Consider the following 12,009-nt stretch of genomic DNA (forward strand, 5'->3'; position numbering starts at 1 on the left):
GTAAGCAATGAAAGTATCATATCAATGGTTAAAAGAATATGTTAATTTAACAGATATAACACCACAGGATTTAGCGGAAAAAATGACTCGCAGTGGGATCGAGGTAGAGGGTGTCGAATCTCTAAACAAAGGCGTAACAGGTGTTGTCATCGGTTATGTTCAGGAACGTGAAAAGCATCCAGATGCAGACCGTCTAAGCGTATTAAAGGTAGATGTAGGTCAAGAGGAGCTATTACAAATCGTTTGTGGTGCTCAAAATGTGGCACAAGGACAAAAAGTTCCAGTAGCAATGATCGGTGCTGTGTTACCTGAGAACTTTAAAATTAAAAAATCCAAGCTTCGCGGTGTAGAATCTCAAGGGATGATCTGTTCGGCGAAAGAACTAGGATTAAACGATAAATTACTTCCAAAGGACCAGCAAGAAGGTATTCTCGTTTTACCAGAAGACGCAGAGCTGGGTGCGGATGCGACTGAGTATTTGGGATTAAATGATTACGTGTTGGAGTTGGGCTTGACTCCGAATCGTTCCGACTGTTTAAGCATGCTAGGAGTGGCTTATGAGGTAGCAGCGCTTTATGGACGTGAGGTTAAATTACCAGATACATCGGTAACGGAGGATGGAGAAGCAAATCCTGTTACGGTTGCGATTGAAGCTAGCGAGCATTGTTATCAGTACGTAGGTAGACACTTTACTGATGCGGTGATCACAAGTGCACCACAATGGATGAAGAATCGTCTGATGGCGGCTGGAACACGTCCAATTAATAATGTGGTAGATATCACCAACTATGTCTTATTAGAATACGGACAACCGCTGCATGCTTTTGATTCAAAAGAAGTAGCAGATCAACAAATTATTGTTCGCTTGGCACAAGAAAATGAAAAACTGACTACGCTAGATGATCAAGAACGTGCTCTCGATCCAGAAGCGTTAGTAATTGCTGACAAAGAAAAAGGCTTGGGCATCGCTGGAGTAATGGGGGGAGCTAACTCTGAGATCGTCGATAATACGAAGGAGATCATTTTAGAATCTGCTTACTTCACGCCGGCTTCTATCCGTCGCACGTCTAAAATGTTGAATTTGCGTACAGAAGGATGTGTTCGGTGGGAAAAGGGTGTTGATCAATCCCGTATCTCTGTAGCATCTGATCGCGCTGCACACTTAATTCAAAAGCTAGCTCATGCCAAGGTATCTAAAGGGGTAGCTGAACAAACCATCACAGTAAACCAACCTGCTGTGGTTCCAGTCTCACTTACAAAAATTAATGAGCATCTAGGGACTAGTATTACAAAGGAACAAGTGGCAGATATCTTTACTCGCTTACAGTTTACATTTGACCAGACAGAACAGGCAGATGGAGCATTGTTCACAGTGACGGTTCCTACTCGTCGTGGCGACATTACACTATCTGAGGACCTAATTGAAGAAGTAGCACGCCTCTATGGATATGATCGTATCCCGGTAACACTACCAGGTGGAGAATCAATCCAAGGTAAGTTAACTAAAGAACAACAATTGCGCCGCATTACGCGTCATCACCTAATCGGAACAGGGTTATCTGAAACCATCTCTTATGCATTATTACACCCTGATAAGCTGGCACAATTTAGCGGATTACAAGACGAACGCAAGTTGCATCCTGTGCCACTAGCTATGCCAATTAGCGAAGAGCATAGTGTATTACGTACGAATTTGCTAGCAAGCCTTGTAGAGACGGCTACGTATAACAAGAATAGACAAAACCAAGATTTAGCTTTCTTTGAATTAGGTCATGTTTTCTTATCCGAACAAGAAGAGCTGACAGAACAACCAGAACAACGATTGTATCTAGGTGGTCTTGTGACAGGTCAATGGATGCCCGTAAATTGGATGGGCGTAAAAGCTCCTGTTGATTTTTACACGGTGAAAGGCTTGGTTGAATCCTTGTTTAGCCGTTTGGGAATAAACTCACTTGCCGTAACCTATACTGCAAATAAAAATCGCAAAGGAATGCATCCTGGACGTACAGCTGATGTAATGGTTGAGGGTGAAGTGATTGGTTATGTAGGACAGCTTCATCCTAAGACGGAGAAGGATCATGATTTAGATGAAACCTATGTATTCCAATTTGATCTACAGCATTTGTTCAGCTTTGCGGCCGATCTCACTGATTACAAACCATTGCCGAAATTCCCTGCTATAACTCGTGACCTAGCGTTAGTGGTAGAACGTAACTTGCCGGTGGCACAGTTAGAAGCAATCATTCGTGAAGAGTCAGGTGAATTGCTTGAGTCGGTTACCTTGTTTGATATTTATATGGGAGAGCGCATTGCCTCTGATAAAAAGAGTGTAGCGTACTCCATTGTATATCGTCATCCAGAGAGAACCTTGCAGGATGAAGAAGTGCAAGAGATAACAGGAAAAGTTATTGAAGCATTAACTAAGGTAGGAGCAGAATTACGCTCCTAGTAAATACCTCCATCAAATTCCTTGACGAATACAGTCATTTTCAGTAACCTAGTAGTAATGAGCGTATAGTCGGGCTATTTCAAGGAGGAAGACTCCGTGCAGGAAGATGGGAAAAATCGTTTGTCAGTCGAAATCTATGGTCAGCAGTATCGCCTGAGCGGAAAGGCTAGTAGTAGCCATATGCGGATGGTAGCCAGATATGTTGACGATAAAATGAAAGAAATCGCGCAGGGGAACTTTCGGCTAGATACGGCTAAAATTGCTGTACTAAGCTCGGTAAACATTGCTGACGAGTATTTCCGGTTGCGGCAGGAGTATGAGGAGTTGCTCAGACTGTTGCAAGAAGATGCCAGTAAAATGCCTTCAAATGATAAACATACAACATAGACCGTATGGGGTTACAGGGCTGTTGAGAAATTATCTCAACAGCCCTTTCATATACCGTAGGAAACGAGAGCATCAGCAAAAAGACCGCCATAGGCAGTCTGTTTTGCACTTAATGAATACATGCGAGTATGTGTTGTATTCCTAGCAGGTATCGCTTAACGCAAGCTACTTTAGTCTCCGTTGCGCATATCCATTTTACTTTTCATTGGGATAAACAAGTCAATAATCCCAATGACCAAGGAAGCAAGTAAGGCGCCAAGTACAGTAACGCGGAAGCCTGGTACCAAAAATTGTGTTAGGTAAATGACGATAGCACTTACGACGAAACCGACAATCCCACGATTATAGGGAGAGATTTTATCACCAAAAATGCTTTCGACACCCCAACCAATGAGGGCAATAACAACTGCTGCAATCAGGGCAGTCCAAAAACCGTTTACGGCAAAGCCCGGTACTAGGAAGCCGACGAACATCAGAACAATTGCGGCAACGATAAAACGAATAACGTGACGCATGAAACTCATAAACGAGTCCTCCTTGTAGTAGGGTAGGTGTACGTTTTCATTTTGGCTTATCAGGAAATAAAGTATGTAAAACAAATAGCATGTAATTATTTCAATGGGCAACTTATCCAAATAGGCATTGATTTTTCATGAAATGGTTTTTGTAAATTTAATAGCACTACATGGTATAATAAAATGATTAGATAAGAAGGGGGCAGCATACGTGGAGCGAAGGATTTTACGAACACTGGAATTTAACAAAATCATCGCCATGCTGATGGAGAAAACCACATCAGAACTCGGACGAGAACTGGCTGAGTCACTTGAGCCTTTTAATCATATAGATGTTGTTCGTCATGCACAAAGACAAACAGAGGAAGCAAGCACGGTATTACGTGTCAAAGGAAGCGTGCCTTTGGGCGGTATTCGCAATATCCGTGGACCGATCCAACGTGCTCGGCTGAACTCGATCTTAGCACCACTGGAACTTCTTGATATTGCTACTACTTTGCATGCGGGACGTCGTCTTAAACAGTTTATTAATGATATTTCTGAGGAACATGAGCTTTCCATATTGCAAAGCTTGGTAGATAGAATTGAAGGGCTACGTGAATTAGAAACTGAAATAAAGCGCTGTATTGATGATAACGGTGAAGTAGTGGATAGCGCTAGCCTTGAATTGCGTCAGATTCGTCAGGAGATTAGAAGCTCTGAAGCACGAATTCGCGAAAAGCTTGACCAGATGACCCGTTCTTCCTCTACACAAAAAATGTTGATGGAAAACATTGTAACAATACGTGGAGACCGCTTTGTTATTCCAGTAAAACAGGAATATCGTTCGCATTTTGGCGGTATTGTACACGATCAATCTGCGTCAGGTGCCACGTTGTTTATTGAACCGGAAGTGATTGTTTCGATGAACAATAAGCTACGTGAGGCTAGATTAAAAGAAGAGCATGAAGTAGAACGCATTCTTTATACGTTAACCGTACTAGTAGCGGATCATGTGGATATGTTATTGGAGAACCTTTCCGTTCTAGCTGAGCTTGATTTTATCTTTGCAAAAGCGCAATTAGCATACAGCATGAAAGCCATCAGCCCGAAATTAAATGAAGAAGGCTATATTTTACTTAAAAAGGGACGTCATCCGCTGATTGATCCAAAGGTAGTCGTACCACTAGATGTAGAATTAGGTAAAGAGTATTCAGGTATTGTAGTCACTGGTCCTAATACTGGCGGTAAGACTGTATCCATCAAAACATTGGGCTTATTATCCTTAATGACGATGGCAGGCCTTCATATACCAGCACAAGAAGAAACTGAGATGGCGATATTTTCATCTATTTTTGCAGATATTGGTGATGAACAATCCATTGAGCAGAGTTTATCGACATTTTCTAGTCATTTAACTAACATCATTCGCATATTAGATCAAATGGATGAAAAGAGTCTGGTGCTGTTTGACGAATTAGGAGCAGGTACGGACCCTACAGAGGGTGCAGCGCTTGCAATGTCCATTTTGGATTATGTGTTAGACAAAGGGGCTAGACTAGTAGCTACTACGCACTATAGTGAGTTAAAAGCCTATGCATACGATACGCCAGAAGTAGTTAACGCCAGTGTAGAGTTCGATGTACAGACGCTACGTCCAACCTATCGACTGCTGGTTGGAGTTCCGGGGCGTTCTAATGCATTTGCAATTGCAGCGCGTCTTGGCTTAAACGAGCAAATCATCGATCAGGCTCGCCGCTCTGTGTCTAAAGAGGAGAATCAGGTTGAGAAAATGATTGCCTCCTTGGAATCCAACAAGAAGACAGCAGAAAAAGAACGCGAAGACGCTGAGAATATCCGCAAACAAGCGGAAGAATTACGTCAGCAATTAGACGAGGAGCGCCGTCAATTCGCTGAGACAAAAAATCGATTGTTAGAAAAAGCGGAAGAAGAGGCACGCATCGCTGTGCAATTAGCCCGTGACGAAGCAGAAGAAATCATTCGTGAGTTGCGTCAAATGCGTAAAGAAGGTGTTGATTTTAAAGAACACCGTCTAATTGATGCCAAACAGCGGTTAGGAAATGCTGTGTTAGAGCTGGAAAAGGAAAAGGTGAAAAAACCAGCCAAAGCAGTTCGTGCTACTCAGATCAAGATCGGTGACGAAGTAATGGTAGATAGCTTTGGACAAAAGGGAACCGTCTTGGATAAGGTATCTAGCTCTGAGTATTTAGTTCAGCTTGGAATTATTAAAATGAAAGTCAAAAAAGATGATATGCATGTGGTGAAGGAATCAGTACAGCCGAAGAAACCAGTGCAGTACACGACCATTAAGAGAGAAGCTCATAGCGTTAAATTAGATCTGGATCTACGCGGCTATAATGTAGAGGATAGCATTCAAGAAATAGATCGTTATCTGGATGATGCAGTATTGTCAGGCTTCCATAAGGTATCCATTATTCATGGGAATGGTACAGGGGTTTTGCGCAAAGGTGTGCATGAATTTTTGCGCCGCCATCGTAGCGTGAAGTCGTTCCGTCTAGGTGGTCAAGGCGAGGGTGGCGTGGGCGCTACCATTGTAGAATTGAAATAGCGGGGAGGAGAGCCTCTTATGGCGATCTTATTTCAAAATACGTATCTAGCCACGGCTACCTATTTTGCTGTGACAGGTCTTGCAATGATCCTGTTTATCTCTATTTTTGAATTGGTTACAAAGTACCGGGTCTGGATCGAATTAAAAAAGGGAAATCTTGCTGTAGCAATGGCAACAGGGGGGAAGATATTTGGTATTGCTAATATTTTCCGATTTTCCATTCAGCAGCATGAAAAGCTAGGGGCGTCCCTACTACATGCTAGCTACGGATTTCTATTGATGCTACTTGCCTACTTTATCTTTGAATTCATGACGCCAAGTCTAAAAATCGATCATGAAATCGAGCAGGATAACCGCGCAATCGGGCTGATTTCCATGTTTCTATCCATCGGTTTTTCATACATCATTGGAGCTAGTTTGGTGGTGTAAGTGCAATTCTTACATGTAAAAATGGACAGGTAAGAAATTCATGAAGATAATTCAAAGCGTGATCAGGACGGCAATTTTTGTGAATGGCTGTCCTTTTTACGTTTGGCAGGGTATAATATGGCTTTGAGAAGGGTAGAAAGAATCTCTCATAGTGAGGGGGCAGCAATTTGGATAAACTGTACAAAGCGTTGTTTATTTGCGGCCTTGTTTTTCTGGGGTTAGGAATTTACTATCTATCGTAGTTACTACATACGTAGCATATATACGTGGAGAAACAAAGGAAAGAGGAGATTATTATGACACATCCTATTCGTGTCGCAGTTGTAGGCCTTGGTTTTGTAGGTTTGCCACTCGCATTAACCTACGCGATGAAAGGTGCAAAAGTAGTCGGAATCGATGTTTCTGAACAACTTGTGAAGGAAACAAATGAAGGAAAATCTCACCATCTGGAAGCATATAAAGGCAAAACATTGCCAGAAATTTTAAAAGAACAGGTGGAGGCAGGTCGTTTTCATGCCACCACTTCCTATGAGGAAGCAAAACAGCAGGTTGATCATTATATCGTAACAGTGGGTATCCCTGTTAAAAATGGTGATCCTGAGTTGCAATATTTGAAAAGCGCTGCTCAATCATTAGGAAGCCAACTTAAAAAAGGTGATCACGTCATGATTCGCAGTACCGTTATTCCTGGTACAACGGAAGAAGTCGTGAAGCCATTCCTTGAAGAAGCGAGCGGTATGAAGGCAGGCGAGGACTTCTATCTAAGCTACTGCTCTGAACGTATTGCAGAAGGACGGGCTTTTGAAGAGTTTATTCATATGCCTCTAGCGTTAGGCGGTATTAACGAGGCGAGTGCTGCCAAAGGAAAAGAATTGCTTTCCTTTATTAGTGAGACAGAGATCACGATTACAGATATTCGTGTAGTGGAGGCCTCTAAGGTTATTGAGAACATTCAGCGTGACGTAAATATTGCGATGGTTCAAGAATTTGCGAGATTTGCGGAAGCAGCAGATATCGATGTTTTTGAATTAATCAAGGTTGCTAACACGCATACTCGCGTCAATTTATTAACACCTGGTCCTGGTGTAGGTGGTTACTGTTTGCCAAATGCGCTGTATTACTTGGCACCAAAAGCGAAGGAGTTACACGTTGACTTACCACTTTTGACTACTGCACGTAAGATCAACGATGGCATTCCTACTGTGCTGGTAAACATGCTGGAGCAGACACTACAATCTGTGGGTAAACGTTTGGCTGACAGTAAGGTAGCTGTGTTTGGTTTAGCGATGAAGGATTTTTCCAATGATGATCGCATCAGTCCCGTGCACGATTTTATTGAGCTATTGCTCGCGAAAGGGGTAGAAGTTACCTCTTACGATCCTGCTGTTCATACCCCATATGATCATAAAAAAGACAGCTTAGAAGCTGTTGTATCAGGCGCTGATGCTTTGGTGTTAGCTGCGATGCAACAGGAGTTCACCGAACTTAATTGGGCTGAAGTTACTGGGAAAATGGCGTCATCTCCGGTCGTATTAGATTTGAAAAATCGTATTCCGCGTACACTTGATGAGCAAGTGAAAGTGAAGCGGATTTAGAATGTAGATAGATTGTAAATAAGGAAAAAAGCATAAATGAAAACGTCCTGTCCCCAGCCAAAATGATGGAGGGAAGCAGGACGTTTTTTGTCTTTGTGCATGTGCATGGTGTTAACAGAACGGCACTGAACTAGCCAAATTCATCATTGCACGCATGGTTTTATACATATCAGACTGATTCTTTGCGTAGTATGTAACTTCAGTTGTATTAGGAATGATCTTTGTTTCTGGCACGATAGCGGCCATCTCAGCTTGACCGTAATGAGAGAACTCTATCTTTAATTCAAGTGGCAGTTCTGTAGTGAGTGGTACGATCTCCTTACAATGCTGCAAAGCTAGGCCTGCTTGCTCTTGAAGAATTTCGCGGCTTTCTTGTAGCGAAAGGCAGATTGCAGAAGTGCGAGACGTCGCATATTTAACGATTGCTGTCTGGATGCCAGGAATGAGCTCACGTGCTTCCTCTGCAATGAGATTGTCACCGGATACCAAGCAGACTGGTACACCATATAAACCTGCATAGATAGCATTAAAACCAAATTCGCCAACAACTCGATCATTTATATACATATTCTTAATTACACGGGACATGGTATGGCTAAGAACCCCTGGAACGCCGTGACGGGTATGGTAGCCGATTAAAAAAACGGCATCATATGTTTCATCCAGCCCATGCATCATAGAGTGATCGCGTGGGGTTCCACGAAGCAGGCGAGCTTTCGGATGCAAATCTTCCAAATGAATGTTATTAAGATTTTCGTGGCTATCTGCTACCAGGATTTCAGTAGCGCCAGCCGCTATTGCCCCTTCAATGACAGCATTCACATCACCAGTCATATAGGAACGACCTCTTTGATAATTACTACCTGTTTCGGGGTTAATATAAGTAGGATCGGTAATACCCGAAATTCCTTCCATATCGCAGGATATAAATACTTTCACGATTACGCACAACCTTTCTATGTAGTTCCACTACTATTGTACAAGGATTCAGACAATCAAACAAAGAAAAAACGACTTTGCTCACTTAGATGAAAGCGGAGAAAGTCGTTTTTGTACATATTGATTATGGGTATAAGCATGAACGCTTAGGCTATTTCCAAGTCAGTATAGATAATTGATACCCATATATAAGTTAAGGTTTTCGTTTTTGTTCGTAAAGCTGAATCGTTTGTTCAGCCATTTGGTCAATCGTAAAATCACGGTCGATCATTTCAGTACTGTTTGTGACCAAGCGTAGCTGAAGGTCTTTATCCTGCCAGAGTCTGAGCATAGCTTTTGCTAATTGACCTGCTTCGGCTGGTGGGACCAACAACCCAGTTTCTTCTGAAATGACAAATTCTCCTACGCCCCCTACATCTGTAGCTATTACAGGTAGAAAAGCAGCCATTCCTTCAACGATCGTATAACCTAATCCTTCATACAACGCAGCATGCACATACATATCTAACGCTTGAAGACAACGAGGAACATCGGTACGGAAGCCAACGAAGCGAATTCGCTCAGCAATTCCAAGCTGACGTGCTTGATCTTCAAGAGCTGGGCGCTCTACACCATCCCCGATTATTGCTAGATAAAGGTTAGGATGGTTTTGCGTGCTAGCTAAGACCTGAGCAAAAGCTTGAAGTAAATAAGGAAGCCCCTTGATTTGCACGATACGTCCGACGTTTCCAAATACAAAAGCATCGGGAGGGAGTTCCCACTCTTCACGTAGCATGGCACGCACTTCTGCTTTATTTTCTACACGGAAAGGGGTAACATCCATTCCATTAAAAATTACACTTGTTTTTTCTTTTGGAATGCCATCTTCTATTAAGACCGTTTGGAGTGCCTGACTCACAGTAATAAAGTGATCAGTCCAGCGGCGTGTTTGTTTTTCCATTAAAGTTGCCCCAAAAGAAGCTAGTGGACTCACATAATCATATTTTAAATTACTATGGACTGTGGTAAATGTCGCGCAGTCCAACGAACGAGTCGCCAATCTTCCCATAAAGTTAGCTTTAACTCCATGTGTATGCACAATATCTGGATTCATAGCGATAATTTCCTGCTTTAATCCCTGCAAAATACGGAAATCGAAGCGTCCATATGTATGTAATGTTGTCACTTTGATACCAGCTTCACGCAATTTTCTCGCAAATAATGCATCGTAAAAGCATACGACGGCTGCATCTACTTGCTTCTTAGAAAAAGAAGTAAGCAGATTGAGAATATGCTGTTCAGCTCCACCAAATTCTCCACCGCCGATTACGTGGAGGACACGTAGTTTGCTTTTCATGTAATCCACCCGAACCTTTCCAACAGACCATTTCAAATATACCAGATGAAGCCGTGATTCGCAATATGACCGTACTTATGGTATGGTAAACGTGACATTTTTTTGTGGATTTGTTCTAGTTAAGCAAGTGAATAACTGGGTTAGAAACGTGAATAAGGATGAGGAAAATAGATATGGATAAGCGACATAATGTATTAATACTTTCGTATATATTTCCACCAATTGGAGGCGGTGGTGTTCCACGCCCGCTTAAAATGGCTAAATATCTAGGGGAATTCGGATGGGGTGTGCACGTGCTTACCGCGGACCCGAGCTACCATGCTACCCTTGACCCCAGCTTACTGGCAGATGTTCCTGCAGATGTGCAAATTCATCGAGCAAAGGAGATGACTGCAAAATTCCGTAAACCTACAAAAGATACACAAGTATCGTCTGGTAAGCAAGCTGATGATAAGCAGGCCTCCAGTAGTCAAACGACAAGAGATAATGGGTCAGATTCAACTCCTGATCATGTAGGAGAAAAGGGTGAAGCTGAAAACAAGAAGTCTGCTACAAACGCCGAGAATGTTGTAGCAAGTTCACGTCAAGTGACTGAGGTAATCGCTCAGCCCTCCTTGGTTGCACGTCTAAAGAACACATTATTTCAAACAGCCAAAAAAATAAAGCCGTACCTGCTCATCCCGGATGATCAAATATTGTGGTATCCTGAGGCATTGAAGGTAGGACGTGAAATCATGAGCAAGCATCGTATTGATGTTATCTTCTCTACATCAGGGCCTGTAACAAACCACCTTGTTGCTCGTAAGTTAGCAGCAGAGTTCGGTTGTAAATGGATTGCAGACTTCCGAGATCCATGGACTCAAAATATGCATCGATCAGGTATTGCTTGGAGAGAGCGTCTGGAGGAGCGGATGGAAGCGAAAGTAATGAAGCAAGCTGATGTTATTACAACAGTGACTGCTACGTTTGCTAAAAACTTTCAGATTAAATATCCAGCTACCGCAAACCGAATGGAGCTAATCTATAATGGCTTTGACAAAGCAGATTTTGCAAAGCTGACTCCTGCACATACGGTACCTGATCGTTTTCATGCAGCTTATGCAGGCATTTTATATCAGAAACGCAATCCGCGATTATTACTGAGTGCTATCAAGGAACTAATTGATGAAGGCTTGGTTGATCAACAGGAGATATGTCTTTCATTTGCGGGTGTCTTTGACTATCCGGGCTATTCAGAAAATCGAGATTGTGTAGAGCAGCTTGGTTTGCAGAATGCAGTGCGAGTGCTTGGTAATCTTCCTCATAAAGAAGCACTAGGCTTGATGAGTGGTGCAGATGCCTTGTTGATGATCGGAGACGTGACTCCTGATGCGGGAGCCTACATCCCTGGTAAGCTTTATGAATACATGGGGGTAGGTAAACCTATTTTAGCCTTAAACATGCCTGGAGAGGCAACAGAGATCATCCAGCGCTTTGGTTTAGGCGAGGTAGCCAACCCTACTGATAAGGATGCGATGAAGCAAGCTTATCTACATCTGTATCAGGCATGGAAACAGCAGAAGGAGAACGGGTCACACACAGAACGCGATGAGAGCTTCTATGAACGTGTTAAGTTGTACGAACGACGTGAACAGGCAGGTCAACTGGCACACCTAATGAATGAGCTAGTAGGTGGTAGTAGGGAAGGTAAGAAGGCAGATCTTATGCAAGAATAAACGAACAGTAGAAGCGTGTTTGAGTGTTATACACTCGCACGCTTTTTGTGTTGGCTCCGAATAAATGCAAAAAAA

Annotated in this window: 9 protein-coding genes; 6 read left to right on the forward strand and 3 right to left on the reverse strand. The window is 42.7% G+C overall.

All coding sequences use genetic code 11. The annotated features are described in order from the left end of the window. The first annotated feature begins 7 nt into the window (after nucleotides 1-7). Both pheT and zapA read left to right on the forward strand, forming a co-directional pair. Entirely contained in the window at nucleotides 8-2,449 is a 2,442-nt protein-coding gene (gene pheT / locus ACQV1I_RS06145) for a phenylalanine--tRNA ligase subunit beta (protein ID WP_116333111.1), read from the forward strand. Between the two features lie 96 nt (nucleotides 2,450-2,545). After that, nucleotides 2,546-2,836, forward strand: coding sequence for a cell division protein ZapA (gene zapA, locus ACQV1I_RS06150; protein ID WP_003335012.1), 291 nt, complete (start codon nucleotides 2,546-2,548; stop codon nucleotides 2,834-2,836). Between the two features lie 170 nt (nucleotides 2,837-3,006). Here zapA and ACQV1I_RS06155 read toward each other — a convergent pair whose 3' ends face one another. Continuing rightward, nucleotides 3,007-3,360, reverse strand: a complete 354-nt coding sequence (locus ACQV1I_RS06155) for a phage holin family protein (RefSeq protein WP_018671302.1) — start codon at nucleotides 3,358-3,360, stop codon at nucleotides 3,007-3,009. Nucleotides 3,361-3,562: 202 nt separating this feature from the next. Here ACQV1I_RS06155 and ACQV1I_RS06160 point away from each other — a divergent pair, with 202 nt between their 5' ends. The 3 genes from ACQV1I_RS06160 (at nucleotide 3,563) to ACQV1I_RS06170 (ending at nucleotide 7,944) form a co-directional block, all read left to right on the forward strand. Continuing rightward, nucleotides 3,563-5,920: an endonuclease MutS2 gene (locus ACQV1I_RS06160; protein WP_018671301.1), complete on the forward strand. Its 2,358-nt coding sequence runs from the start codon at nucleotides 3,563-3,565 to the stop codon at nucleotides 5,918-5,920. Between the two features lie 18 nt (nucleotides 5,921-5,938). Then, a complete protein-coding gene (locus ACQV1I_RS06165) occupies nucleotides 5,939-6,349 on the forward strand; it encodes a DUF350 domain-containing protein (protein WP_094700518.1) in 411 nt (136 codons plus the stop codon). A 296-nt stretch (nucleotides 6,350-6,645) separates the two neighbouring features. Next, nucleotides 6,646-7,944 carry a nucleotide sugar dehydrogenase gene (locus ACQV1I_RS06170; RefSeq protein WP_094700517.1) on the forward strand — a complete coding sequence of 433 codons (1,299 nt, stop codon included), beginning with the start codon at nucleotides 6,646-6,648 and terminating at the stop codon, nucleotides 7,942-7,944. 111 nt (nucleotides 7,945-8,055) lie between these two features. Here the strand turns inward: ACQV1I_RS06170 and ACQV1I_RS06175 are convergent, their stop codons facing one another. Both ACQV1I_RS06175 and ACQV1I_RS06180 read right to left on the reverse strand, forming a co-directional pair. Next, nucleotides 8,056-8,883 (reverse strand): M55 family metallopeptidase, encoded by an 828-nt coding sequence (locus tag ACQV1I_RS06175; protein WP_094700516.1) that lies wholly within the window; start codon nucleotides 8,881-8,883, stop codon nucleotides 8,056-8,058. A 193-nt stretch (nucleotides 8,884-9,076) separates the two neighbouring features. Continuing rightward, nucleotides 9,077-10,219: a glycosyltransferase gene (locus ACQV1I_RS06180; protein ID WP_094700515.1), complete on the reverse strand. Its 1,143-nt coding sequence runs from the start codon at nucleotides 10,217-10,219 to the stop codon at nucleotides 9,077-9,079. A 173-nt stretch (nucleotides 10,220-10,392) separates the two neighbouring features. Here ACQV1I_RS06180 and ACQV1I_RS06185 point away from each other — a divergent pair, with 173 nt between their 5' ends. Then, complete coding sequence (locus tag ACQV1I_RS06185; protein ID WP_116333112.1) at nucleotides 10,393-11,934, forward strand: glycosyltransferase family 4 protein; 1,542 nt, start codon at nucleotides 10,393-10,395, stop codon at nucleotides 11,932-11,934. Nucleotides 11,935-12,009 lie beyond the last annotated feature (75 nt).

Source organism: Brevibacillus sp. JB24b, from assembly GCF_051713385.1.
In the GTDB taxonomy this organism is placed as follows: domain Bacteria; phylum Bacillota; class Bacilli; order Brevibacillales; family Brevibacillaceae; genus Brevibacillus_B; species Brevibacillus_B laterosporus.